Annotated in this window: 24 protein-coding genes; 16 read left to right on the top strand and 8 right to left on the bottom strand. The window is 68.1% G+C overall.

What is annotated here, in order from left to right; translation table 11 throughout:
* Positions 1–68: 68 nt before the first annotated feature.
* Positions 69–1,064, bottom strand: a complete 996-nt coding sequence (locus tag ASG79_RS13450; protein ID WP_056391825.1) for a LacI family DNA-binding transcriptional regulator — start codon at positions 1,062–1,064, stop codon at positions 69–71.
* Between the two features lie 240 nt (positions 1,065–1,304).
* On the opposite strand from ASG79_RS13450, the gene glnT reads away from it, so the two are divergent.
* From glnT to ASG79_RS13410, 8 genes are all read left to right on the top strand, one after another.
* On the top strand, positions 1,305–2,705 hold the full coding sequence (gene glnT, locus ASG79_RS13445; protein ID WP_056391824.1) for a type III glutamate--ammonia ligase: 1,401 nt from the start codon (positions 1,305–1,307) through the stop codon (positions 2,703–2,705).
* 30 nt (positions 2,706–2,735) lie between these two features.
* Positions 2,736–3,644 carry a glutamine amidotransferase gene (locus ASG79_RS13440; protein WP_056391823.1) on the top strand — a complete coding sequence of 303 codons (909 nt, stop codon included), beginning with the start codon at positions 2,736–2,738 and terminating at the stop codon, positions 3,642–3,644.
* Positions 3,632–4,363: a protein glxC gene (locus tag ASG79_RS13435; protein ID WP_056391822.1), complete on the top strand. Its 732-nt coding sequence runs from the start codon at positions 3,632–3,634 to the stop codon at positions 4,361–4,363. Before ASG79_RS13440 ends, ASG79_RS13435 begins: the two co-directional genes overlap by 13 nt.
* Positions 4,364–4,387: 24 nt before the next feature.
* Entirely contained in the window at positions 4,388–5,725 is a 1,338-nt protein-coding gene (locus tag ASG79_RS13430) for an FMN-binding glutamate synthase family protein (RefSeq protein WP_056392081.1), read from the top strand.
* Positions 5,725–6,885 carry an FAD-dependent oxidoreductase gene (locus ASG79_RS13425; RefSeq protein WP_056391821.1) on the top strand — a complete coding sequence of 387 codons (1,161 nt, stop codon included), beginning with the start codon at positions 5,725–5,727 and terminating at the stop codon, positions 6,883–6,885. Before ASG79_RS13430 ends, ASG79_RS13425 begins: the two co-directional genes overlap by 1 nt.
* A 10-nt stretch (positions 6,886–6,895) precedes the next feature.
* Complete coding sequence (locus ASG79_RS13420; protein ID WP_056391820.1) at positions 6,896–8,182, top strand: allantoate amidohydrolase; 1,287 nt, start codon at positions 6,896–6,898, stop codon at positions 8,180–8,182.
* Between the two features lie 38 nt (positions 8,183–8,220).
* A complete protein-coding gene (locus ASG79_RS13415) occupies positions 8,221–8,844 on the top strand; it encodes a helix-turn-helix domain-containing protein (RefSeq protein ID WP_056391819.1) in 624 nt (207 codons plus the stop codon).
* A gap of 245 nt (positions 8,845–9,089) precedes the next feature.
* Complete coding sequence (locus ASG79_RS13410) at positions 9,090–10,382, top strand: ammonium transporter (protein ID WP_018770060.1); 1,293 nt, start codon at positions 9,090–9,092, stop codon at positions 10,380–10,382.
* 150 nt (positions 10,383–10,532) lie between these two features.
* On the opposite strand, the gene ASG79_RS13405 is transcribed toward ASG79_RS13410, so the two are convergent.
* Positions 10,533–11,579: a family 43 glycosylhydrolase gene (locus ASG79_RS13405; RefSeq protein WP_144600139.1), complete on the bottom strand. Its 1,047-nt coding sequence runs from the start codon at positions 11,577–11,579 to the stop codon at positions 10,533–10,535.
* A 124-nt stretch (positions 11,580–11,703) separates the two neighbouring features.
* Positions 11,704–15,204: a DEAD/DEAH box helicase gene (locus tag ASG79_RS13400; RefSeq protein WP_056391817.1), complete on the bottom strand. Its 3,501-nt coding sequence runs from the start codon at positions 15,202–15,204 to the stop codon at positions 11,704–11,706.
* Between the two features lie 213 nt (positions 15,205–15,417).
* Here ASG79_RS13400 and ASG79_RS13395 point away from each other — a divergent pair, with 213 nt between their 5' ends.
* The 4 genes from ASG79_RS13395 (at position 15,418) to ASG79_RS13380 (ending at position 18,288) form a co-directional block, all read left to right on the top strand.
* On the top strand, positions 15,418–15,999 hold the full coding sequence (locus ASG79_RS13395) for a hypothetical protein (RefSeq protein WP_235509806.1): 582 nt from the start codon (positions 15,418–15,420) through the stop codon (positions 15,997–15,999).
* Between the two features lie 87 nt (positions 16,000–16,086).
* Positions 16,087–16,782 carry a hypothetical protein gene (locus ASG79_RS13390; RefSeq protein WP_056391814.1) on the top strand — a complete coding sequence of 232 codons (696 nt, stop codon included), beginning with the start codon at positions 16,087–16,089 and terminating at the stop codon, positions 16,780–16,782.
* A gap of 182 nt (positions 16,783–16,964) precedes the next feature.
* On the top strand, positions 16,965–17,543 hold the full coding sequence (locus ASG79_RS13385) for an RNA polymerase sigma factor (protein WP_056391811.1): 579 nt from the start codon (positions 16,965–16,967) through the stop codon (positions 17,541–17,543).
* Positions 17,536–18,288, top strand: coding sequence for a hypothetical protein (locus ASG79_RS13380; protein ID WP_056391808.1), 753 nt, complete (start codon positions 17,536–17,538; stop codon positions 18,286–18,288). The genes ASG79_RS13385 and ASG79_RS13380 overlap by 8 nt, the downstream gene beginning before the upstream one ends.
* A 23-nt stretch (positions 18,289–18,311) precedes the next feature.
* Here ASG79_RS13380 and ASG79_RS13375 read toward each other — a convergent pair whose 3' ends face one another.
* The gene (locus tag ASG79_RS13375) at positions 18,312–18,869 is read right to left on the bottom strand and encodes a hypothetical protein (protein ID WP_018770067.1); all 558 of its coding nucleotides are present in this window, start codon (positions 18,867–18,869) and stop codon (positions 18,312–18,314) included.
* A 233-nt stretch (positions 18,870–19,102) separates the two neighbouring features.
* Here ASG79_RS13375 and ASG79_RS13370 point away from each other — a divergent pair, with 233 nt between their 5' ends.
* Both ASG79_RS13370 and ASG79_RS13365 read left to right on the top strand, forming a co-directional pair.
* On the top strand, positions 19,103–19,603 hold the full coding sequence (locus ASG79_RS13370; protein WP_056391805.1) for a sigma-70 family RNA polymerase sigma factor: 501 nt from the start codon (positions 19,103–19,105) through the stop codon (positions 19,601–19,603).
* Positions 19,600–20,253 (top strand): anti-sigma factor family protein, encoded by a 654-nt coding sequence (locus ASG79_RS13365; RefSeq protein ID WP_018770069.1) that lies wholly within the window; start codon positions 19,600–19,602, stop codon positions 20,251–20,253. Before ASG79_RS13370 ends, ASG79_RS13365 begins: the two co-directional genes overlap by 4 nt.
* Here ASG79_RS13365 and ASG79_RS13360 read toward each other — a convergent pair.
* Together ASG79_RS13360 and ASG79_RS13355 are read right to left on the bottom strand one after the other, a co-directional pair.
* Positions 20,250–20,729, bottom strand: a complete 480-nt coding sequence (locus ASG79_RS13360) for an SRPBCC family protein (RefSeq protein WP_056391801.1) — start codon at positions 20,727–20,729, stop codon at positions 20,250–20,252. The genes ASG79_RS13365 and ASG79_RS13360 overlap by 4 nt on opposite strands.
* A gap of 29 nt (positions 20,730–20,758) precedes the next feature.
* A complete protein-coding gene (locus ASG79_RS13355) occupies positions 20,759–21,577 on the bottom strand; it encodes a DUF1206 domain-containing protein (RefSeq protein ID WP_043425048.1) in 819 nt (272 codons plus the stop codon).
* Between the two features lie 330 nt (positions 21,578–21,907).
* On the opposite strand from ASG79_RS13355, the gene ASG79_RS13350 reads away from it, so the two are divergent.
* Together ASG79_RS13350 and ASG79_RS13345 are read left to right on the top strand one after the other, a co-directional pair.
* On the top strand, positions 21,908–23,482 hold the full coding sequence (locus ASG79_RS13350; protein ID WP_056391798.1) for a hypothetical protein: 1,575 nt from the start codon (positions 21,908–21,910) through the stop codon (positions 23,480–23,482).
* A 5-nt stretch (positions 23,483–23,487) separates the two neighbouring features.
* On the top strand, positions 23,488–23,934 hold the full coding sequence (locus ASG79_RS13345) for a hypothetical protein (RefSeq protein ID WP_018770073.1): 447 nt from the start codon (positions 23,488–23,490) through the stop codon (positions 23,932–23,934).
* A gap of 17 nt (positions 23,935–23,951) precedes the next feature.
* Here the strand turns inward: ASG79_RS13345 and trmB are convergent, their stop codons facing one another.
* Together trmB and ASG79_RS13335 are read right to left on the bottom strand one after the other, a co-directional pair.
* On the bottom strand, positions 23,952–24,875 hold the full coding sequence (gene trmB, locus ASG79_RS13340) for a tRNA (guanosine(46)-N7)-methyltransferase TrmB (RefSeq protein WP_018770074.1): 924 nt from the start codon (positions 24,873–24,875) through the stop codon (positions 23,952–23,954).
* A 44-nt stretch (positions 24,876–24,919) separates the two neighbouring features.
* Positions 24,920–25,339, bottom strand: coding sequence for a hypothetical protein (locus tag ASG79_RS13335; protein ID WP_156400205.1), 420 nt, complete (start codon positions 25,337–25,339; stop codon positions 24,920–24,922).
* Positions 25,340–25,464: the final 125 nt, after the last annotated feature.

Here is a 25,464-nt window from a genome sequence, read left to right as displayed (position 1 = left end):
TGGATCGCAGAGGTTTTGGAATCGATTCCAAAATCCTTTCAGGAACTGCCCCGGGGAGTCAACCCCTGTCAGTTCTTTGTGGAATCCCGGATGACGAGCTCGTGCGGGAGGAATGTCCGGCCGCGGCGGTGGGCCGGGCCGGTCATCCGTTCGAGGAGTGCTTCGAAGGCCACGCGGCCCAGGTCGTAGGCCGGTTGCCGGATGGTGGTGAGCTCCGGGATGCACATCTCCGCCTGGATGGAATCATCGAAGCCGGCAACCGCCACATCGTCCGGCACCCGCAGGCCGGCGTCGATGATTTCCCGGACGCAGCCCGCCGCCACCGTGTCGCTGCCGCAGAACACGGCATCGGGCAGGCGGTCCATGGCCAGCAGTTCCCTGGTGAGGCGGCGGCCGACGTGGAAATCGAAGTCACCGTTGGCGAACAGGCCCTGTTCCGCGGCCAGGCCCGCCTCGGACAGGGCCTCCCGGAACCCCTTTTCGCGCAGCCTGCCGGAGCGGGCAGCCCGGTTGCCGATGATGGCAAGCCGCCGGGCGCCTGTCCCGATGAGGTGCCGCGTAATGTCGTAAGCGGCCTGCCGGTCGTCAATGGATACACCGAACGCTGCCTCGGAATCGACGATCTCGCAGACCTGGACAACGCTCAGCTGCTCAGCCAGCGCTTCAACGTCGCCGTCCGGCATGGTGGGGGAAAACAGGATCAATCCGTCCACGGACCCGTTGCGCAGCATATCCACGAGCTGCTGTTCCCGCTCGAGGTCGCCGGACGTCGGGGCGATCAGGCTGACATAGCCGGACAAGGCCGCGGCGTCACCGAAGCCACGGAACGCTTCGCTGATGACGGGGGACTCGAGGTTTTTCGAGAGCGCCAGGATGCGCATGGTGCGGTCGCGGCGCAGGTCGCGTGCGGAGGCGAGCGGGCGGTAGTTGAGCTGCCGGATGGCACCGGCCACCTTTTCCCTGCTTGACGCGCTCACGGCCGGGCTTCCATTCAGCACGCGCGATACCGTGCCGACGGACACTCCCGCCGTTTTGGCGACGTCCTGCACAGTTGCTCGAGCCATTCCGATTCGTCCTTCCGCGGCCACTGGCCTAAGCCGCCCTCCACCCCGTGGTTGCGATTTTCAGCTTAGCCGCCGTTGCGGATGCGGCGGGCCGGCTGCTGCGGCCCCATCACGCCCATCCCTTCCCGTCGGCTGAAACATGCATTTAACCTTCCTGTCCGACGCACGAAATCACTCCTTGGCTAATCTGATGCAACAAGGTTTACTGATAGCTAACGCCAACCCTGACAGGAATGTTCGATGACGAGTGTCGCAACCCCTGCTGTGACCCCAATGCCAGAAGGCGGCCTGAAGGCGCCCGCGCCGGCCGAAGAACCAACCATCTCCCTGGCCGATATTGCGCGTGCCCACAACGTCCGCTTCCTGCTGGCCACGTTCGTGGACATGACCGGGAAGCCCTGCGCCAAGCTGGTCCCGGTGGAGGCCGCGGCTGAACTCGAGGACGGCGCCATGGGGTTCGCGGGCTATGCCGCGGGCCTGATGGGGCAGAAGCCGCAGGACCCGGACCTGATCGCTGTTCCCGATCTGGCGTCCTTCACCCCGGTCCCCTTCATCAAGGAAGGCCTGGCCATCATCCACTGCGACCCGCATGTGGACGGGAAGCCCTGGCCCTACGCCCCGCGCGTCATCCTGAAGAACACGTTGGCCGGCCTGGCGGAGAAAGGCATGCAGGCCAAGGTGGGCGCCGAGGTGGAGTACTTCCTGGTGAAGAAAAACGACGACGGGACGCTGAGTACCGCCGACGACAGGGACGATTCGCCCCGCCCCTGCTACGACGCCCGCGGCGTCACCCGGATGTACGACCACCTCACCTCCATTTCGGAGGCGATGAACTCCCTGGGCTGGGGCAACTATGCGAACGATCACGAGGACGCCGCCGGCCAGTTCGAGCAGAACTTCAACTTCACGGACGCGCTGACCACGGCGGACCGCGTGGTGTCCCTCCGCTACATCCTGAATATCCTGGCCGGGCAGCGCGGCATGACCGCCACCTTCATGCCCAAGCCGTTCACCGACCGCACCGGCACCGGCCTGCACTTCCACTTTTCGCTGTGGGCAGGTTCCGATCCGCTGTTCCCCAGTGAGGGAACGGACGACGGCGGCCGCGGCCTCGGGCTTTCCAGCCTGGCTTGTTCGTTCATCGCCGGGATCCTGGAACATGCCCCTGCGCTGCAGGCCTTCCTCGCCCCCACCGTGAACTCCTACAAGCGGACCGGTGCCACCACCAGCTCCTCGGGTGCCACCTGGTCGCCGCGGAAGGCATCCTTCGGCGGGAACGACCGCACCCACATGATCCGTGTGCCGGACAACAAGCGGATCGAACTCCGCTCCGGCGACGGCTCCGCCAACCCGTACCTGGCCATCGCCACCGCCATTGCCGCCGGGCTGGACGGCGTGGAGAAGTCTCTGGATCCGGGCCCGCCGTCCGGGCCGGGGGAGTCCAAACCCGACGCGCATCTCCTTCCGGCCACGCTGCTCCACGCCGTGGAAGCACTGCGAAAGGACCCCGTGATCCTGGCCAGCCTCAGCGGGGATCCTGCCGTCGGCGGCTACTACGCGGACGCCAAGGAAGAGGAATTCCTCAGCTGGCACAACCAGGTGAGCGACTGGGAAATCCGCACGTACCTGACCTCGATTTAGCAACCCACACATCCAAGAAAAGGACTTTCCATGTGCGGAATCGCCGCGCTGCAGCTGCGCAACCCCTCGCTGCATCCACGGATGGGCAGCCTGCTGTCCTCCATGCTCTGCCAGATCGTGGACCGCGGACCGGACTCGGCCGGCCTGGCCGTCTACAACACCCCGGGCCTGGTTTCCCCCGGTACCTCCACCCTCAGCCTCCTGGGCAAGGACCAGGGAATGACGCCGGCGGCCATCACCGCTGGCGTGGCCGGCCTCCTCCCGCTGGACGCGGCAGCAGCCGTCCGCGTGGTGGGTGACACCACCCTGGTGAGTGCCGGCGTCGGGACGGACCTCCTGGTGAAGGCCGTCGGCGAAACCCTGCCCGCCGCCACCATCATTGGCCGTGGCGAACACGTGGCCGTGATGAAGAGCGTGGGCCATCCCGTGGAGATCGCCGCCGAGCACGGACTTGAGGCGATGGCCGGCAGCCAGGGCCTGTCCCACACCCGGATGGCCACCGAGTCAGCCGTCACCGCCGGGGGCTCGCACCCCTTTTCCGTGGCCGACGACCTCTGCCTGGTGCACAACGGCTCCTTCTCCAACCACGCCACCGTCCGCCGGGAACTCAAGCGCGAAGGCGTGGTGTTCGATTCCGAGAATGACACCGAGGTGGGCGCCCGATACGTAGCCTCCCGCCTGCAGCAGGGCGACACCCTCGAGGAAGCCCTGGTGAACCTGGGTAAGGTCCTGGACGGCTTCTACACGCTGGTGGTCACCACGGCGGACAGCATGGCCGTGGTCCGCGACCCCATCGCCTGCAAGCCGGCCATCATCGCCGAAACGGACGACTACGTGGCCATGGCCTCCGAATACCGTGCCCTGGCCGGGCTGCCCGGCATCGACAACGCCCGCATCTTTGAACCGGAACCCGGAAAGGTCTACACATGGTCACTCTGACGGCCCCCGAAACTTTCGCCCCGATGGCCGCCCCCGATGCCGGGCAGGCAGTGGTTGACCTGGCCATCAGCTCTGTCCGGGAACTGAACCAGGCCATCCACGACGCCGAAGACGGCCAGTCCTGGACCGTCACCAACCCCGGCGGGAAGCACAGCCTGGCCGTTGGCATCGACGCGGACATCGCGGTGGCCATCGACGGCCATGCCGGCTACTACGCAGCCGGGATGCACCAAAAGGGGAGCGTGGCCATCAACGGCAATGCCGGCGTCGGGCTGGCGGAAAACATCATGTCCGGGAAGGTCCATGTGACGGGGGATGCGTCCCAGTCCGCCGCGGCCACCGGGCACGGCGGCCTGGTGGTCATCGACGGCAACGCCGGAGCCCGCTGCGGGATCTCCATGAAAGGCGTGGACATCGTGGTGGGCGGCAACATCGGCCACATGTCCGCCTTCATGGCCCAGGCCGGCCGGCTGGTGGTCTGCGGCGACGCCGGTGACGCCCTGGGCGACTCCATCTACGAGGCACGGATCTACGTCAAAGGCACGGTGGCCTCCCTCGGCGCGGACTGCGTCGAAAAGCCGCTGCGCGAAGAGCACCTTGCCGAACTGGCAGAACTGCTCGCCGCCGCCGGGCGTACCGACAACCCGGCCGACTTCAAGCGCTACGGCTCAGCCCGGAACCTCTACCACTTCCACGTCGACAATTCGACTGCCTACTAGGAGGCTCCCGTGACCATCACCTCCATGCCCGCCCCTGACATCGCTGAGCTTGGCCTGCGCGAGTCCGCCACCTTCGACCGCGCCACCATCGCCGACATCCAGCGCGCGGCCGCCACCGGCGTGTACGACATCCGCGGCTGGGGCGCCAAGCGCAAGGTCCCGCACTTTGACGACCTGCTCTTCCTCGGCGCCTCCATGTCCCGCTACCCGCTGGAGGGCTACCGCGAAAAGTGCGATACCGACGTCGTCCTCGGCGACCGGTACGCCAGCCGCCCGCTGCACCTGCAGACCCCGGTGACCATCGCCGGCATGAGCTTTGGCGCCCTCTCCGCCAACGCCAAGGAGGCGCTGGGCCGCGGCGCGTCCGAGGTGGGAACCTCCACCACCACGGGCGACGGCGGCATGACGCCGGAGGAGCGCGGCCAGTCCAGGCACCTGGTGTACCAGTACCTGCCGTCCCGGTACGGCATGAACCCTGACGACCTCCGCAAGGCGGACGCCATCGAGATCGTGCTCGGCCAGGGCGCCAAGCCCGGCGGCGGTGGCATGCTCCTGGGCCAGAAAATCACCGAACGCGTCGCGGGGATGCGCACCCTGCCGGTGGGCATCGACCAGCGCTCCGCCAGCCGCCACCCGGACTGGACCGGCCCGGACGACCTGGAAATCAAGATCGGCGAGCTGCGTGAAATCACCGACTGGAAAACCCCCATCTACGTCAAGATCGGCGCCTCCCGGCCGTACTACGACACCGCCCTGGCAGTGAAGTCCGGCGCGGATGTGGTGGTGGTGGACGGGATGCAGGGCGGGACCGCCGCCACGCAGCAGGTGTTCATCGAGAACGTGGGCATCCCCACCCTGGCCGCCATCCCGCAGGCCGTCCAGGCCCTCCAGGAACTCGGCGTCCACCGCAAGGTCCAGCTCATCGTCTCCGGCGGAATCCGGACGGGGGCCGACGTCGCCAAGGCCATGGCCCTGGGTGCCGACGCCGTGGCCATCGGCACCGCGGCGCTGATCGCGCTGGGCGACAACGATCCCCGCTACGCTGCCGAATACTCCGCGCTGGGTTCCGCCGCCGGCTTCTACGACGACTTCCAGGACGGCCGCGACCCCGCCGGCATCACCACCCAGGACCCCGAATTGTCCTCCCGGCTCGACCCGGTGGTTGCCGGCAAGCGCCTGGCCAACTACCTGCGCGTCCTGACCATGGAGGCCCAGACCATCGCCCGGGCCTGCGGAAAGTCGCACCTGCACAACCTGGAACCGGAGGACCTGGTGGCACTGACCATCGAGGCGGCCGCCATGGCCCGGGTGCCGCTGGCCGGGACCAGCTGGATCCCGGGGGCAGGCCAAGGGGGCTTCTGATGACCGAGGCTTCCGACTATGTGGTGGTGGGTGCCGGCCTGGCCGGCGCCGCCACCGCCTGGCAACTGGCATCCCGCGGCCACCAGGTCACCCTGCTGGAACGCGACATCCCCGCCGCGCACGACGGCAGTTCCCACGGATCCGCCCGGATCTTCCGCTACGCCTACCCGGACCCGTTCTACACGCAGGCGGTGCTGGACTCGAAAGTCCTGTGGGACAGGCTCGCCCTGGATGCCGGCACGGAGCTGATCACACCTTTCGGGGCGGTGGACCACGGGTCCAGGCGGCAACCGGACCTGCTCGCCAAGGTGCTCGCCGACGTCGGAATTGACCACGAACTCCTCTCCGCCGCGGACGCCCGGAAGCGGTGGCCGCAGATCGCCTTCGACACGGAGGTCCTCTGGCACCCCGGCGCCGGCGTGATCGACGCCGAAACCGCGGTCAACGCCCTGGTGTCCCTCGCCGTCAGGAAGGGGGCGCGGCTACTGACGGGCTGGCACCTGGAGAGCATTGAGCGGGACGGCACCGGCTACCGCCTCTTCTCCTCCACCGGGGAAACGTTCGACGCGGGCCACGTGGTGGTCAGCGCGGGCGGCTGGCTGCCGGAGCTGCTGGGCTCCCTGTCACTTCCGGCGGGCTTCCTGGCCGCGCTCCCGGCGATCACCGTCCGGCAGGAGCAGGCGTTCCACTTCCGGTACAGGGACCACGACGGCGGCGCAGCCCCGGGTGCGGGCCCCTGGCCGACGTTCATCCACAAGGCGGCGGACATCCAGGCCTACGGTCTGCCCGGGGGCCGGGATGCCGGGTTCGCGGGCCAGAAAGTCGCCGAATACAACGGCGGCAGGCTCATTCCTTCCGCGGCAGGCCAGACGGGCCGGGTGGACCCGGCCAACCGCGCACGGGTGGTGGACTACGTGCGCCGCTGCCTGCCCGGCCTGGACCCGGAACCGTACGCCGAAACCACCTGCCTGTTCACCAACACTCCAAACGAGGACTTCCTCATCGACCGCGTGGACAACCTCACCGTCGTCTCGCCGTGCTCCGGGCACGGGGCAAAGTTCGCACCCCTGATCGGCCGGTGGGCAGCGGACCTGGCCACCGGCAGCGGGAATGTTCCGGACCGGTTCCGGAGCGCCTCTTCCACAGCATTCACCACCTAGAACGGACACCGTGAGCATTTCCCAGACAGCACCGGCGGCGGAGGCCCTGCCCTCGGCCGCAGCCAGCGCATCCACTGTTACCGGCCTCCTGCAGGACATCTCCACCGTCGGCAGGGATGCCTCCCGCGGCGGCTACTCCCGCCCGGTATTCTCCACCGCCGAGACGGACCTCCGCAGTTGGTTCATTGAGCAGGCGGCCCGGCGCGGGCTGGACGTGCACACGGATGCCAACGGGATTATCTGGGCCTGGTGGGACACAGCAACGGGAGTGCGGAAAGACGCCGTCGCCACCGGAAGCCACCTCGATTCCGTCCCCGGCGGCGGGGCGTACGACGGCCCGCTGGGGGTCGCCTCGGCGCTGGTCGCCGTCGACCTCCTCAAGGCCCGGAACTTGCGGCCGCGGCGGCCGCTGGCGATCGCCGTCTTCCCGGAAGAGGAGGGGTCACGGTTCGGCGTGGCCTGCCTGGGCTCACGGCTCCTCACCGGGGAACTGGACGCCAACAAGGCGCGCAACCTCAAAGACCCGGACGGCAACACGTATGCGGATGTCGCCGCGGCAAACGGCCAGGACCCGCGGCTGATCGGAGCCGACTACAAGACCCTGCAGCAGCTGGGGATGTTCGTGGAACTGCACGTCGAGCAGGGGCGGGGGCTGATCGACCTCAACCAGCCGGTGGCCATCGGCTCGTCGATCCTGGGCCACGGCCGCTGGAAGCTGAGCATCACGGGGGAGGGGAACCACGCCGGCACCACGCTGATGAAGGACCGCCGGGACCCGATGATCGCCGCGGCCAAGGTGATGGTTTCCATCCGGGACACTGCCCGCAAATACCGTGACGCCCGTGCCACCGTGGGCCGGCTGCAGCCCGTTCCCGGCGGCACCAACGTCATCGCCTCCCGCGTGGACCTGTGGATCGACGTCCGGCACCCGGAGGACTCGGTCACCGCGGCCCTGGTGGAGGCCATCGGGCTCAACGCCCAGGTCCTTGCCGCCGAGGAAAACTGCACGGCGAGCCTGGGCACGGAGTCCCTGAGCCCCACAGTGCATTTCGACGGCGGGCTGCGGGACCGGCTGCGGGAACTGCTGCCTTCCGCGCCGGTGCTGGACACCGGCGCCGGCCACGACGCCGGCGTGCTGGCCGCGCACCTGCCCACCGCCATGCTGTTCGTCCGGAATCCCACGGGCGTCTCGCATTCACCGGACGAACTGGTGGAGGACTGGGACGCCGAAGCCGGCGCGATCGCCCTGGCGGACTCACTCTCCGGCCTGCTGGGTGAGGCACGGGCGATCGGCTAGCGCCGCCGTCGTCCGTCCACCCGCCTAAGATGGCTGACATGACCGAACAGGCCGGGGACCGCGCAGAAGACCAGCACGCCGGCGACGGATCTGCCGAGGTAGCCGGGCGCCTGGAACAGGTCATCGCGGCGCAGGTGCGGCACTACCGCACGGCCGCAGGCCTGTCGTCCGCTGAGCTTGCCGCCCGCACCGGCCTGTCCAAAGCCATGATCTCGCGGGTGGAAACAGCCACCACATCCTGCTCGCTCACCACTTTGCAGCGGCTGGCGGACGGGCTGAAGGTTCCCGTGACCGCGCTGTTCCGCGGCGCGGACACGGACCGGGACGCCACCTTCACCAAGAGCGGCCAGGGAAGCCTCACCGTCCGCAGCGGAACCCAGCATGGCCACGAATACCGTGTCCTGGGCACGCTGAAAGGGCGCACCGACGCCATCGAACCCACGCTGGTCACCCTTACCGACGCCTCCGACGTGTTTCCCCTCTTCCAGCACCCGGGCACCGAGTTCATCTACATGCTCTCCGGCAGGATGGTGTACGGCCACGGCTCCTACGAATACGCCATGGAAGCGGGCGACTCGCTGCTGCTGGACGGCGAAGGCCCCCACGGACCGCTGGAGCTGCTGGACCTGCCCATCCAGTTCCTGGCGATTTCCGCCAAATAGCTTCCTGTTGCCGGCTGTTTCTGCAGCAACTCCTGCGTGCGGCGGGACGCCTGAAACTCGGTGGCGGATGACCGAAACGATCATTTAACACGCCGGAAACCCACCCAGAAACAGCCGCCATACAGTTGGAACCAGACGGCAACAGCCGCCCCTCCGCTGAACGTGGTCTCTCCATCCGCGTCCCTCCACGGAGCGGCTCTGACGGCAACTTCCGTTCTCTCTTCGCATCTTGAAAGGGGTTTCCCATGGATTCGGGAAATGTCGCTTGGATTTTGGCCAGCTCGGCGCTGGTTTGCATGATGATCCCCGCCCTGGCCCTGTTTTACGGGGGCATGGTGGGGTCGCGGCGCATCCTCAACATGATGATGATGTGCTTCGGCGGCGCCAGCCTGGTGGCCGTGCTCTGGGCATTGTTCGGGTACTCGATGGCGTTCGGCAACTCGGTTGGGGGGCTGGGGCTGATCGGTGACGTCACCGAGTTCCCCGGCATGGGGCAGATGCTGGCAAAGGATGACGCAGCGTCCATCCCGGTCATCCTGTTCGCCGCCTTCCAGCTGTTCTTCGCCTGCGTCACCACGGCACTGGTTGCCGGCGCGGCGGCCGGGCGCATGAAGTTCGGCGCCTGGATGCTGTTCGCAGGCATCTGGGCCACCGTGGTCTACTTCCCCATCGCGCACTGGGTGTTCGCATTCGACTCGGCGGACGGCAGCACGGCTGGCGGCTGGATCGCCAACGGCATCAAGGCCATCGACTTCGCAGGCGGCACCGCGGTCCACATGAACGCCGGTGCGGCCGCCCTGGCCCTGGCCCTGGTCCTCGGCAAGAGCTCCGGCTGGCCCAAGGTGGAACACGCCAAGCCGCACAGCCGGCCGCTGGTCCTGGTGGGCGCAGGCCTGCTGTGGGTGGGCTGGTTCGGCTTCAACGCCGGTTCCGCCCTCTCGGCCGGCCAGTCGGCGTCGGTGGTCTTCCTCAACACCGCTGTGGCCGCATCCGCCGGCCTGCTCGCCTGGGCCCTGGTGGAGCGCGTCCGCCACGGTGCCGCCACCAGCATGGGCGCCGCCTCCGGCCTGATCTCCGCTCTCGTGGCCATCACCCCCGCCTGTGGTGCCGTCAGCCCGTTGGGCGCCGTGGCCATCGGCGCCATCGCCGGGGCTGTCTGCTCCCTGGCCATCGAGCTGAAGTTCCGGCTCGGCTTCGACGATTCCCTCGACGTCGTCGGTGTCCACCTGGTGGGCGGCATCCTGGGCACCCTGCTCATCGGCCTCTTCGCCACCGACGCAGCACCCAACGCCGTCAGCGGCCTGTTCTACGGCGGCGGGGTTGAACTGCTGGGCGTCCAGGCCCTCGCCACCGTCACGGTCCTGGTCTACTCCTTCGGCATCACCTGGGTCCTGGCAAAGATCCTGGACAAGACCATCGGCCTGCGCATCAAGCCCGAGGACGAACTGCGCGGCATCGACCTCGCGGCCCACTCCGAGCTGGCGTACCTGACGGACGAGGACCCGGTGGAACTGGGCTCGCCGCAGCGCGTCTCATAAAAGCTGCCGGGCGCCCGCCTGCTGGGGGCGGCGCCCGGTGCAGTGTTCACGCGGAGTGTCCCACGCGCCCCAGCGCACGAGTCAGGGCCAAACCTTGGACCGGTGCCGGCAGCCGCCGGCTTATAGTTCCGGGGTTTGGCCCTTCTGTGTTCAGTGTTCCGTGCAGACCAGGATGCCGTCGCGCACCTCAAGCATCGCGGCCCGTATGTGGCTCAGCCGGGTGCGCGGGTCCGGCGCCATGGTGCCGATGTCCTCGCCGTTCCAGTGCGGGTGCGTGAAGTAGACCAGCAGTGCCCGCTCCGCGCCGCCGTCGCCAGAGTCCCCACCCTCAAGCGAGACCACGTCCGCGTGGCGTCCGACGACGGCCCGCCCGTCCACCGATTCCGGCGCCGTGAGGATCAGCCCGTCCAGGTGCTCCTGCCGGGTCCAGTTTCCGGTAGCGTCGCGGGAGCGGTAGACGCCCTGGCCTCGCCATTCGTCCACGATCATCCAGTACCAGCCGCCCAGCCGGAAGACCTTGGGCCCTTCGTGCGGCCGGCCAGGGATCGCGACGCCCTCGCGGACCCAGGATGCTGGATCCGCCGGGGTCTCCGTCACGGCGCTGTAAGTATTTGAGCCTCGGGTTTCGTCCTTGTACCAGAGCCGGTACCGGCCGTCCCCGCACCGTGCCACGGCGGCGTCGATGACCCGCGGTGAGGCCAGGTCCACGGCGCCCAGGTACTCCCAGTGCTCCAAGTCGCGGCTGGCGAGCTGGACGATTCCGGCCGTCCCGGTCCAGTCGGTGCGCCTGCCGCCGAGGACCGAGAGGTACATGATCCACCGGTCGCCGATGCGTACGACGTCGGGCGCCCAGAGGGTTGCCGGAAGGTCCGTTCCGGGCGGGATAAGTCCCCCGGCGGTGCCTTCGTAGCGCCAGGTGGCGCCGCCGTCGGACGACCTTGCGACGCCAATCCCGGTGCCGTGCACCCATTCAACCCCCGTCAGCCCCGGAGCGGTGGCGCGGCGCTGCGTGTAGAAGAGGACCCATTCGTCCCGCAGGTGGTCCGCCACCAGGACGGGATCTGTGGGGCCGTCCCACACCGGGTCGCGGTACGGGGTGGCAAAGGCGTCAGGACGCAGGTGGGGGAGGGCCGGCGGTGCAGTCATGTGCTGGGACACAATTTCTCCAACGTTGTAGTTTGCGTTGGGCACCAGCATAGGCTGCGATTGTCGACGCGGAAACGCACTTGCGCTGCGCGGATTCCCTGGCGCTACCAAGATGTGGGCCGCGACAGTGAAGATGCACGTCGAAAACCAGGATGCGCGTCGGTAACGACGGGACCTACTCCTTGAACAGGCCCGCCAGGTCCTCGGCCGTGATGGCCCCGCCGGCCAGGGCATCGCCCTCCATGACGTCGGCAAACAGCTGAGACTTCCGGGTCTTCAGCGCCATGACCTTCTCCTCGATAGTGTCCTTGGCCACCAGCCGGTACACCATCACGTTCCGGGCCTGGCCGATCCGGTGCGTCCGGTCAACAGCCTGCGCCTCGGACGCCGGGTTCCACCACGGATCGAGCAGGAACACGTAGTCGGCCTCCGTGAGGTTGAGCCCAAAACCGCCGGCCTTCAGCGAAATCAGGAACACCGGCGCGCTGCCGTTCTTGAACTCACTGACCACGTCGGCGCGGTTCCGCGTGCTGCCGTCGAGGTAGCAGTACTCGATGTCCTCCTCGTCCAGGCGCTCCCGGACCTTGCCCAGGAACCCGGTGAACTGGCTGAAGATCAGCGCGCGGTGCCCCTCGGCCACCAGGTCCTCGAGCTGTTCGAACAACACATCCAGCTTGCTGGACCGCACCGCTGACAACGCCGGGTCCACCAGCGACACGTCCAGGCTCAACTGCCGCAGCAGGGTCAGCGACTGGAAGATGGTGAACCGGTTCTTGTTGACGTCCTCGATCAGTCCCAGGATCTTCTGGCGCTCGCGCTGCAGGTGCGTCTGGTACACCTTCTGGTGCCGCGGGTTCAGCACCACTTCAAGGATCTGTTCCTGCTTGGGCGGCAGGTCCTTGATCACCTGGTCCTTGGTTCGGCGCATCATCAGCGGGCGGACCCGGCGGCGGAGTTTTTCCAGCTGCCCCTTGTCGCCGTTCTTTTCCACCGGCTTCTGGTAGTACTCCGCGAAGCGCTTGGGGCTGGAGAACAGGCCGGGGGCCACGATGGAGGTCAGCGCCCAGAATTCCATGAGGTTGTTCTCCAGCGGAGTGCCCGTGATGGCGAGCTTGAACGCGGCCGGCAGCTTCCGTGCACACTGGTACGCCTTGGACTGGTGGTTCTTGACGAACTGCGCCTCATCCAGCACCAGCCCGTTCCAGGTGCGGGAGGCGTAGGCCTCGTAATCGATGCGGAACAAGGCATAGGAGGTGATGACGATGTCGGCACCGTCAAGGGCCTCCGCCACCTCCTGGCCGCTCTTGGCAAAGGTCTCGCCGACCGTCCGAACGGTCAGCCCCGGCGCAAACCGGGCCGCTTCGAGGGCCCAGTTGCCCACCACGCTGGTGGGCGCCACCACCAGGAAAGGCGCGACGGCGGCGGGCCGGCTTTCAGCGGCAGCGGCAGCACCGGCGTTGGTATTCACGTCGTCGGTGTTCCCGCCGTCGGTATTCCCGAGGGACGAAGCAGCCGCGGCGGCCAGCTCCTTGGCGGCGCACATCAAGGCCAGGGCCTGCACGGTCTTGCCCAGGCCCATGTCGTCAGCCAGGATGCCGCCCAACCCGTGCTTGTACAGGAAGCTGAGCCAGTTGTAGCCCTCCAGCTGGTACGGCCGCAGCTCCGCGTTCAAGGTGGGGGGCAGCGGCAGCCCGTCCGTGCCGCCCTCCAAGAGACCGCCCACGGCGGACCGCCAGGCCGCGGCCTGTTCGTCCACGATTCCCAGCTGTGCCAGTTCATCCCAGAGCCCCGCCTGGAACCGGCTGATCTGCAGCGGCGCATCCTTGTTGTCCTGCAGCGCCCTGGCTTCCTCGATCAGGGCCCGCAGCTGGTGCAGTTCCGGGAGGTCAAGGGAGAAGTAGGCGCCGCTGGGCAGCAGCATCTTGGTCTGTCCCGCGGCCAGGGCGGAGAACACGGCGGCGAAGGAAACAGGCTGGCCTTCCAGGGAAATCTGGATGCCCAGGTCGAACCAGTCGCGCTGTTCGGTTGCCTTGGTGGAGATGGACACCACCGGGGCTTCTTCAGCCTCGCGGTAGTCGGCGATGTCGCCCACCGTCTCCACGTCAACGTCCGGCGCCTCCCGCAGCCGCGGCAGCACTTCCTCGGTGAAGGCCAGCGTGTCCAGGCCCGTCAGTTCGGCCGACGCGGCCAGCCGGGGAGTGCCCCAGCCGCCCGTGGCGGACTCGCCCAGCGCGGGCACCACGTCCCACGGACGGCCAATGCCCTCAAGGATGCGGGACTCAGCCGTGTCATCGCGGTAGCCCGCATCGCCGGGGTGCCGCCACAGAGGTTGCGCGGTGACCAGCTTGCCGGTCTTGTAGTGCCACTCCCAGTGCAGCCGCACCCGGTGGTCCGCCCCGTAATTGGCCAACAGCGACAGGGTGGGGACGGCCAGTTCGGGCAGTTCCACCGACTCGTCGCGGGCCGTCACCCGGGCCGCCTGCTTGAGCTTTGGATAAAAGCCCGTGAGGAAGCGTGACTCGTCCCTGGCCGGTATGTGCAGGGTGCTTGCGGCCGTGACGAACGCCAGCAGTTCCTCGCTGAGCCCGTTCTCCAGCGGCGCCAGGGTGATGGTTCCGTCGGGGTCGGGAACGCCGGGCAGCGCGGCCTCGCCGGATGTGAAGAACAGCCCGTGCGCCGGCCGGCCGATGGTGCCCACCGACGCCGGATCAACCTCAGCGCCCTCCACGGTGACGGTGGGCGACAGCTCCAGCCCGCCGTCGGAGGTCCCGGCGGTGGTGCCGGCCTCAGCGGCGTCCGCCACCGGAGTGCCGTACCGGCTCAGCGAAAGCCCGACGGCGGCAGGGGCCTCGGCCAGCCGGACCGGCCCGGTGCCGCGCGAGTGGACCAGGGCGAGCCCGATCTTCCCGGCCTCGGACAGCAGGCTCCACAGGTTCTTCCCCGAGTAGGAGTTCAGGCTCAGCCACAGTCCCGCGGAGTTGTGCATCCGGCTGGCGGTAGAGGAGTGGCCGGCGAGGAACTCCTGCAGCCATTCCACGTGCGCCTGGTTGGATTCGCGCCGGAAGTTCAGGTAGTTCAGGGTGTTCCAGGAAACGTCGCCGCGGATCCACTTGCCCTTGGCCCCCATGATGACGGGCCGCGCCTTGAGCTGCCGCACCCCGCGCACCGGGTCCCGGCGCCCCGTGTAGGAGAAATGCGGCGGCGGTTCCTCGATCTCGAACTGCAGGGCCAGGGGAACGCCGCTGGTGGAAGGGGCTGAACCGGGCTGGGAAATCAGCGGGCTGAGGGCCTGTTCCCAGTCGGACAGGACCGCCGAGGGTGCGCGGGATACCTGCGTGGAGGTGGACGGCGCCAGCAGCTGCACCCGGATGGACGGGTTGTCCTCCGCCGCGAACAGCAAGGCCGCCACGTGCTTGCAGTCCTTGCGGACCGGGCAGCTGCACACTCCCACGGTGCAGCTCCAGCCGCCCGCCTTCCGGACCAGCTTGGCCGTGGTGGAATAAGGGACCTCCGCACCGCCCCGGACCTTTCCCAGCATGAGGCCGGTGCCGCCGTCGAACGATATTCCCGAGACCCTGCTCGCCATGGCATAGGCCAGCCCGGCCGCCAGCGAGCGGTCGTTGATGGCGGGTGTCTGTATTGCCAGTTCCGCACTTTCGTCCGGTTGGGATGGCATGTACGCGCTACTTTCGGCAGGTCACGGCGGGGCCGGGTCCGGTGGGTGGTTATCTGATCCATCTTAGTTCGCCCCGCGGCACGCCCATGCCGGGCGCCTTCCCGGCCGGCCCCGAAAACTTCGCTTGACGTTCATTTGTCCGCCGATCCTGCCGTGGCCCGGCCGCCGTAGCGTGAAGGCGTCCGGCGTACCACCACCCCAGCAAGGAGTGCCATGACCACCAGCCAGCAGCCCGTCGTCCTGACCAGCAGCAGCATCGAAGGCAGGGACGAGGAGGTGGTGGAGGCCAACGTGGCCATCATCGATGCAATGCACAACGCCCTGCTGGCCACGGAGGACATGTCCCCCGTGGCCGTCCGCAGCTATTTTGTGGACTTCTACCTTTGCCAGGCCCTGGAGGGCGGGTTCGCGCAATACGCCGTCATGGCGGCCGCACGGTCCGCCATGGACACGCTGGTCCGGGAGGGGATGGCCGGAATGGGCGCCGGCGCGCACCTGGACCTGTTCAACCGCGCCGTGGACGCCTACGACGCACTGACCGCCGAAACAGCTGCCGCCTACCTGGACGGCATCGATGGCATCGGTGCCGTGCCCGACGGCGTCTTCCGGATGGAAGAGCTCGACGGCGAGTATGAAGAGCTGCTGGAACGCGAAAACATCACTGCCCTCAATGCCCGCTGGCTGCGCGCCCAGGCGGACCTTCTGGTGCTGGACGATGAGGAAGTGGGCCCGTATATCCAGCGCCTCGCGGCAACCCTGGTTCCCAGGGAGAAAGAAAATTCGAGGCGCCCGTAACCTTTCCGCAACCGGAGGCGATGTAGTCCGTGATGGGTCCGCCCGGCGGACCCGATCCGATGTGTTGTCTAGGTTTGGAGAAGTTAGATGTCTGTGTTCACCGTTCTCGCCACCAGCAAAGTCGCCGCCGGAGTCCTGGCTGCAGGAACCCTGGCAGTGGGAGGAACCGGCGCCGCCGCCGTCTCGGGCGTCCTTCCCACCCAGGCCCAGCAGACCGCCCACGAGCTCTTCGGCGCACCTGCCCCCAAGCTTGCAGCCGAAGCAGCGGCTGACGCCCAGGCCACCCCGGCGCCCACGGCGACCGAAGCTGTGACCGGTGCCCTGAAGACCGCCGACGCCGATGCTTCCGCCACGGCTTCCGGTTCGGCTGCGGCCTCCGACGACAAGGTCACCGCCGGTGCGACTGCTTCCGCGGCAGCCAACACCGCCGTTGACGCCGCCGGCCCGGCGGCCCTGGGCCTGTGCACCGCCTACACCCACGGTGGCGTGGACGCTTCCTCCAAGGCGTTCTCCTCGCTGTCCATCGCAGCCCAGGGTGAGGCGAACATCGAGGGCTACTGCACCGACGTCGTGGCCAAGGCCGATGCCGCTGCCAAGGCTGCGGCCGAGGCCAAGGGCTCCGCTGCCGTCGAGGCTGAGAAGCCTGAGCTGCCGTCCGCTCCCGCCGTTCCGGCAGTTCCTGCCGTCCCGGGTGCCGACGGCGCAACCGCTGTTCCTGCCGTTCCTGCCGTTCCCGCCGTGGGCGGCGACACCGTGCACGCTCCGTCGGTTTCCACCCGCTAAGGCACCTTGGCTAGTCTGGACTGCGGCCGCCGCTCCGGCTGCGGCCGCAGTCCAGGCAGCCGGCCGGGCGCGCACGCCTTTGGAAGTGCACCCCCGCCAGGCCTGCAAAGAGGCAGCTGGAAGGCCACGGAGACTGGCAGTCCGTACCGGAAACCGGGACAGGGCGCGGGCCGGATCCCGGGATGGAGGAGCCGCTGGTGCTAGACACTTTGGTCCAGGAAGAGATCGACATATTCGACAACGCGGCCGGAACCGATCCGGCCGTGTTGTTCGCGGCTGCCTATCGAACCTTCGCGGGGCCGGTGCACGGCTACCTCAAGGCCCGCGGCCTCGATGATCCCGAAGCCGTCACCCAGGACGTCTTCCTGGCCTTTTATCCCAAAATCGGCAGCCTCACCGGCGGCTCGGCGGGCGCCAAGTCCCTGCTCTTTTCCATCGCGCATGCCCGCATGGTGGACCACTACCGCCGGCTGGAGCGCAGGCCGCAGCTGACACCGTACGATCCCCAGCAGGACGGCCGCACCTCGCCGTCCGCGGAGGACCAGGCCGTGGAACTGACCGCCGGGGCCGCGGCGATGCTGGAAGGCCTCAGCGCGGAACACCAGGAAGTGCTGGCCCTGCGCGTCGTGGCGGACCTGTCCATCGACCAGGTGGCCGACATCATGGGCAAGAGCGCCGGAGCCATCAAACAGCTCCAGCGCCGCGCCCTGCAGAACCTCAAGGCCCAAACGCTCAAGAGAAACCAGGCGAACCATGAGTGACACCGCAGGATCCCGCAACGACGGGACCGTTGACCAGCTCCTGCTGGAGGCCGGCGTGGACGACGACGGCCAGCTCCGTGATGCCCTGGTCAACCTGCGCGCCCTCGGGGCAGGCGCCCCTGAGCCCTCCGCCGAAATCGCGGCCCTGATGGCGGGAACTTCCGCTGCCGGCCCCGCCCCCACCACGGTGCTCTCCGCCGCCGAACCTGCGGCACCGTCCACGCGTCCGGCCGGCCGCCCGGCCGATGAACTCGCCGCGCGCCGCAAGGCCAAGCGCCGGGTCACGCTCACCACCTTGTCTGTTGCCGCTTCGCTCTCGGCAGGTGGTGCCGTTGCCGCTGCTTCGGACCAGGGGTTCCGGGAATCCTTCACCCAGCTGAACCACGCCGTCACGTCATTCGTGACAGGGTCCACTGCGGCACCCACCGGCCACGACATGCCGCAGGTGCCCGCGCCACAGCCTGCGGCGCCTGCCCCGCAGGCAACCAGCGGCCCGGACGCCGTCCCGGCGGCACCGGCCCCGGCTTCGGCACCTGCCGGTGCGGCGCCGTCGGGTGTTCCGGCACACGGAAACACGCCGAGCCATGGGGCTGCCACGCAGCAGCCCGCGGCTACGGAGCCGTCACTGCCCGCCACCGTTACGGAGGATGTCAGGAAGGGCCTGGAACCAAGCTCCAAGCTGCCCGTTCCCGTGCCCACGGAAGTCCCCGTCCCGGGCAAGGTCCCGGACGTTCCCCTGAAGTAGGCCGGACCGGTGGGCCTGCAGGCCTAGTAGCCCTGGCCGGCTGCCTTGATCATCGCGCCCGACGGGTCCGACAGGTACCAGACGCCGCCCACGCCCTGGCCCAGGATGTCGCCCGGCTTGGTGTCCTTTGCGAAGTAGTAGAGTGGCATGCCGTTCAGTGTCACCTGCTTCTTCCCGTCAGGGGTGCTGATGGTGCCCAGCTTGCCGGTCACGCCTTCGCCCGCGGGGGAGCCCGAGGTGGTGGTCAGCGGCGGCCACTGGACCAGGCAGGAGCCGGTGCAGGCGCTGGTGCCGGAGTCCTTGGTGTCCTTGGTGAAGAAGTAGAGGCTCATTCCCTTCGCATCCACCACAATGCTGCCTGCGGATGAGGATGCCGTTTTGAGGTCGACGGCGGCGCCCGCCTGGGTCGATGACGCGGAGGCTGAGGCGGTGCCGGACGAAGAAGCCGTGGCGGACGCGGTGCTGGAGGCACCCGTGGCCGGGCTGGTGGCCGACGGAGTGGTCCCGGTGCTGCTGCCGCAGCCGGTGAGGGCTGCTGCCAGGGCCAGGATGGCAAGGCCTGGCCCGACATGGTGCTTCATGATGTGCTCCTTGGCTGGTGTTTCCTGCTGATGCTGGTGCAGGCGCCCGGAGCTGAATTGCCGGACGCTAACCCCTACGACGCTTCCAGGTAAAGAATGGTTCACAGGCGCGCTCCGGAGCCACCCGGTTGAACCTTTTCCTGCTGCCCAACGTGGTAACAGCCGGGAGCGCAGGATGCCGTGGCGTTCCACGCTGTGCAGTGATGTGAACGGGCAGGGATGGGGGAAGCGGGATGCCACTTGACGACAAGGTGGTGGAAGCCATCTACCGTGAACACGGCAGCGCCCTGCGCCGGTTCGTGCTCAGCGCCGTCCGGGATCCGCAGCTCGCGGAGGACGTGGTGCAGGAAACCGTGCTGCGCGTCTGGCAGCACGCGCCGGACATCAACGGCAGCTTCCGCAGTTATCTGTACCGCACGGCCAGGAACATCATGATCGACAATTACCGCCGGAGCCAGCGCCGGCCGAACGAGGCGCTGGAGAGCAGCCTTACCGACCCCGCCGCAGTGATGGGCCGCGTTGACGAGATGCTCAACCGGGTCCTGATGGAGGAAGCGCTGCTGCGGCTGAGCAAGGAACACCGGGACGTCCTGGTGGCCCTGCACTACCGCAGGTTCACGGTCAACGAGGCGGCCGTCCAGCTCAACATCCCCAGCGGAACGGTCAAATCCCGCGCCTTCTACGCGCTTCGGGCACTGCGCACCATCCTGGACGAGATGGGGGTGGAGCGGTGAACACCGACCTCCACCACCTGCTGGGTGCCTACGTGCTGGGCGGCCTGGATCCCGACGACCTCGCACTCTTCGAGGCGCACCTCCAGGACTGCGGCGCCTGCCGCAGGGAACTGGCGGTGCTGGAGAAGGTGCCCATGCTCCTTGACTCCGTTCCGGTCCCCGACGCCGTGGCCCTGACCGCCGTCCCCGGCGGCAGCGGGGGTGCCGGCGCCACCCCTGCCCGCCTGCTCGACGAACTGGCCAGCCGGCGTCGGACATTACGACGGCGGTGGGCGGCGCTGGCAGGTGCCCTTGCCGCCGCGTGCCTGGCCGTGGGACTGGCGGTGGGTCCCCTGCTCGCCAGGCCGCCGCATCCGGACGCCACCTACTCGGTGGCATCCGGGGGAGGGCTGCAGGTCAACATCGACATGGCCCGGAAGACGTGGGGAACCGAGCTTGCGGTGAGCGGCAGCAGCCTCCCGGCGGAAGGGACCCTTTCACTGTGGGTGCGCGACCGCGCCGGCGGGGAGGACCGTGCCTGCGCCTGGACGGCCACCCCGAGCGGGAAGGTCAAGGTCACCGGGGCAACCCCCATCCAGCTGGGCAGCATCTCAAGCGTGGAACTGCGCGACGGCGCCCAGCACGCGGTGGCGGTCATTACCGTTCCCTAGGGTGTGAGTCCCCTGAACTCCGCGACCAGTAACTCGTCCTCGCAGGCGCGGGCGAAGGCCTCGATCCGCCGTTCGATCTCGTAGCCCAGCAGCCGGCTGCCGATCCGTTCCATGAGGGGCCGGAGCGCAGCCGGGCGGCACGAAAAGGTGTATTTCCAGACCGCCCGGGTGCCGCCGTCGTCCGCCGTGAAACGCCAGCCGCCGCCGAAGTTGGTGAAGAACCAGGGGCCGGAGACCATGGTCATGCCCACGTTGCGGGGCGGCGCATAGGAGACATACTGGCTCACCATCGCCAGGCCAAGCCGGGACCTGGTGCGGGTGCGGACGCCTTTTCCTGGCGCCCGGGCGCCGTCAAGGAAGCCCTGGGCGGAGATGAAAGGGTCCCACTTGAGCCGGAAGTCCCCGGTGGTTTGGGAGAGGGCGAAGGCAGTCTCCGGATCGATGCGGATCAAGCGTTCGGCACGTACCTGGGGCATGCCTCTACCTAACCATGCTGATTGACGGCTTACTTGGTCATTTTGGCCAGCCGCGCGCGCATGATCATGTATGCGCCGTAGCAGACCAGTCCGGCTCCCACCGCGGCCAGCAGGTAGGGGCCCAGCGGCTGGTCGCGGAGGGCCCGCAGCCCGCCGTCCAGGCCGGTGGAATCCTCAGGGTGCTCCTTGAGCGTGGCGATGGCGATAAGCAGTCCGGCCAGCAGCAGCACGGTTCCCTTGGCCAGGTAGCCCGCCACCCCCAGGGCCGTCACCGCTGTCCTGGCCGGGCCGGGGGAAGGCATCCGCAACTGCTTCTCAAACGATTTCTTTGGTCCCCGGATGCCGTACGCCACGCCCGTGACTGCCACCGCCACGCCGATCAGGACGAGCAGCGCCACCCCGCCAGGGGCCTGCATCATGGAAATGGTGAAGTCGCTGGCGGCCTTCCGGTTGTCATCGCCCGTCCCCGTGCCCATGGCGAAGTGCCACAGGGTCAGGGCCAGGACGGCGTACACGATCGCCTGCAGGGCGGCCTTGGCCTTGTTCTTGATCTTCTTCCTGGTGGGCTGGTGGTTGAAGTCGAAGATGGCGTCGCCGGTCTGCCAGAGGGACAGTGCGGCGCAGGCGGCGAAGCTTCCCCACAGCAGGAACGGCCCCACGGGCATGGTGGCAAGTTCGGCAACGGCGCCGCTGAAATCGGCGTGGCCCGTCCCGCCCATGGCCAGGCGGATGGCGATGGCACCCACCAGCAGGTGCAGGATGCCGCTGGCTGCGAATCCGGACCGTGCCAGGATCTCGAGGACGCGCGAATTGGTGACGTCCTCTGCCGTGTCGACGGCCTGTTTCAGTTCTTCTTTGATCGTCGTTCCTTTGGACAGGCGCGTTGTGCGCCGCTGTGCGTGCCCTTCTTACACGGGTAATCGTGCCATGCCGGCCGGGCCCGGAACAGCCGGGCCCGGAACAGCCGGGCCCGGAACAGCCGGCCCCGAACAGCCGGGCCCGGAACAGCCGGCCTCGAGCAGCCCGCCCGGCACGGCTCCACAGGAGACCGGCCACCCGATGCCCGGTTGCACAGGCAGCCGCGGGCGATGGGGAGGGATCCCCATCGCCGGGCCCCGGCAGCCTGTGCAACCATAAGGACCAGCGATTGACACGTACCGCACTTTCCCGGGGGAACCATGACTTTTTACGGCGCAGACACCAGCCAGTTGCGGGCGCTGGCCAAGGCGGCAGACCAGGCAGCGTCGCTGCTGAGCAGCCGGGCAGGGTCACTGCACAGCCAGATCCAGTCCGCGCCGTGGAAAGGCCGGGACGGGGACCGCTTCCGCCAGGAGTGGAGTGCCAGCCACCGGCCCAGCCTGGACAAGGTGGTGGCCAGCCTGCGGGAGAACTCGAAAATCCTGATGAAGCATGCCGACGAGCAGGAAAAGGCTTCGGCCGCCGGCGGGTCCGGCACCAGCGCTTGGGACCGGCTGACGTCGCTGGCCGCGCAGGCCAGGGAATGGCTCAGGGACAAGGCCGAGGCAGCCAGGGCGGCGGCAGAACACCGCCGGGAGCTCGAGTCCGGGCTGGACCGGATGCTTAACGCCAGCCCGGAAGAGCAGGCGAAGTGGTGGGCCGGCCTCTCCGACGCGGACCGGAAATACCTGATTGAGGGCGAAGGCAGCGACGGCCCTTTCGCCGAGGACCTGATGCGCATGGATGGCGGCATTCCCGCCGCCGCCCAACAGCTGGCCAAGCAGCACCTGCAGGAGCTGGCAAAGGCGGACATTCCGGTTTACTCGGAGACCGGGAAGGCCTCCATCGAGGCCCGGGTGGCCTGGGTCCATGGCGGTGCCGAGGTGGGGACCGAAGTGGTGGAGAACGCCGATGGTTCCGCCACGATGAAGGTTTACGGAAACATGGGCCTGGGCGTCAACGACACCACCGGAACGGCGGGGGCAACACTGACCGGGGAGGTCTCCCGCGAGTACACGTTCGCCAGCGTTGAGGAAGCGATGGCGGCGCGCCAACAGATGTACCGCGACCTCCCGCCGGACAGCATCGGCGAGATCAAGGACGTGGCGGGCAACCCGCCCGGATACATCCTGGACACCATCAATGATGCGGCGAAGGACAACGGCTCCACAGGGCAGACGGACAAGGCCAAGGGCACGTTTTCGCTGGCTGCCGAGGGTGAGGCCGGCACCGCGTCCGGCGGGGCAAAGCTTGACCTTGCGTACGAGCGGAACCTCACAGACGGTACCTCCACAGCCAGCGGCGAGGTCTCGGCGCAGGGCAAGCTCAACCTGGACGGCAGGGTCTTCGAGGCCTCCGGCAAGGGCGGGCTGCAGGTCACCATGGACAAGGGCAACAACATCGAGTCAGTCTCCGTATCCATGGACGGCACCGTGGCCCAGGGGGTGACCTCCGGCGTGAAATCCGAGGCCGCCAAGTTCGATTCCACCGTGACCGCCGGAACGCAGGGGACGGTGAAGATTGATGTGGACTACTCACCGGAGAACCGGCCCGTCATTGACAGCTACCTTCGCAACGTCGCCCTGGGGAATGAGGCGGGCGCCGCCCGCGACGCCGCCCGCCTGTACGAGGCCGGCTCCGCCACCATCCAGGTGAACTCCGTGCTGACGGCCACCAACGAGGCAGGGTTCGACGTCAAGGTGGGTGAGGTGGAGGTCAAGACCGAGAACCAGTCCACCACCAACGTGTCCACATACTACAAAGTCCCCAATGACACCAAGCTCGAGAGGCTCTGAAACCAATGTCAGTGCACATCGAATCCCCGCTGGGCTTCACCGCAGACTTTCCCGAGCACACCCAGGTCCTGGATGATTCCACGGCCGGGCCCAACAGCGAGCAGTACGGCCTGCTGGGCGGCGTCCTGGTCACGGTGATCAAGGACGATACCTCGGTGCAGGATGCGCCGCAGGCCACCGGCTGGGCGCACCTGATGTCAGGGTTCTACCTTGAGGAACGCGGCGGCACCCTCCTGGCGGAGGGCGGGCTGAACCTGCCCGGCAAGGCCGCCTATGCGGTGGTTGTGGGATATGACGACGACGGCGGGCCGGCCAAGGTGGCGGCCACCGTGGGCGTGTGGGAAAGCGGGCGGTTCATTGGCGTGGTGGTCATCTGGCCCTACCTGAACCCGGAGGCCGAACCCCGGCTGGACATGCTCAAGGAGATCGTGGCCTCGATCAGCGTGGCCTGACCGCCGCCCGGCACCCCTCAGCGGCGGCGGTAGCAGAGATCGAAGATCAGGCGGCCTGCCTCGTGGGCCTTCGACTCGAAGCTGGTCCGGATCCTGCCCTCGAAGCGGGGAGCCCAGCCGCCCGTTTCATCCACGCCTTCGTTGGGACCGGTGTGCTCCGTGCTCACCGGTGCGCGTCCCTCGCGGACGGGGGCGCCGCCCACCACCGATTCGACGCCGGACTGCCACACCTGGGTGAGCGGGCTTTCGGGTCCGCGGCGCTCGCCGGTGTGCAGGTTCTCGAAGTCCGCTGAGCCTGCCATGACGTCCCGGACGTGGACGGCATAGTTGGACCAGTCGGTGGCGATCCGGAACAGGCCGCCGGGCTTCAGCGCCCGGGCCGCCAGCTTGGCGAACTCCGGCTGGATGAGCCGGCGTTTGTGATGCCGCGACTTATGCCAGGGATCGGGGAAAAAGACCCACAGTTCGCTGACCGAGCCTTCGGGCAGCATGGTGGCCAGCACCTCCGGGGCATTTGCCTCCACCACCCGGACGTTGTCCAGGCCGCGGCTGTTGATCTTGATGATCGTGTTGGCCAAGCCCGGAGTGTAGACCTCGACGGCCAGGAAGTTGGTGTCCGGGTTCTGTTCGGCCGCATGGCAGATGGCGTCGCCAAGGCCGGAGCCGATTTCGACGATAAGCGGGGCCTCCCGGCCGAACTCTGCGGCGGCGTCGAAGGTGTAGTCGGGGTGGACCGAGGTGTTGGCCACGTGACGTGGAACGTTGACGGCCCAGCGCTCGGCGTGCTCTGCCCAGGCAGCCTGCCGCCGGCCCTGCAGCCTGGTGCCGCGGCGCACGAAGCTGACAGGCCGGCCGCCGTAGGTGCCAAAGGAGGCCTGGGTCCCGGGCGTAACGGGCCTGGGGACATGCGGCTGCTGGGGGTTTTCAGGGGATTCGCTCATCCCTTCCAGAATAGCGCCGCGGGGGCAGCGGAAGATCAGGGCGGTCAGAACAGGCCAATAGCGTCGAGTGCCGGGCCCAAGGCCAGGGCGAAGACCAGGCCGCAGATGCAGAGGGAAACTGCCGCGGCAGACCAGTTGCCCGATCCCCGCGGGGACCCCTTCAGGGCAGGCAGTGCCAGCCGCAGCGCCAGTACGGCGAAGAGGAGAGGCAGGCTGAACAGCACCATGGGGGTTACCCACGGCCTTGGGGACGGCCCTTCGTCCGGGTAGGTCATCAACATGGCGAACATGGACAGCGGCCCGGTGAGGAACATGCTCGCTGGGGCAAGAATCGCCAGGACCAGGCTGTTCGTTCCCTTGTTGCCTGGCCCTGCATTTCCTGTTCCTCCGTTGCCTGGCCCTCCATTGCCGTGCACGCCCGGGGGCAGGGGAGGGTGGGGGTCCTGTGATGGCGTCGTTTCCATGATGCTCCCTCAAGTTGGTGCGGCTTGTTGGTCCAGCCATTTGCCGGCCTGCGGCTGCTTACAACCTATGAAGCTGCAGGGGGTGCGGGAAGGTACCCGGCGTCGTATGTGGAAAACTCCCGGCG

Origin of the sequence: Arthrobacter sp. Soil761 (assembly GCF_001428325.1) — a bacterium.
Classification (GTDB): Bacteria; Actinomycetota; Actinomycetes; order Actinomycetales; family Micrococcaceae; genus Arthrobacter.
The sequence above is the reverse complement of the archived record's forward strand: the minus strand, read 5'-3'. Positions and strand labels throughout refer to the sequence as shown.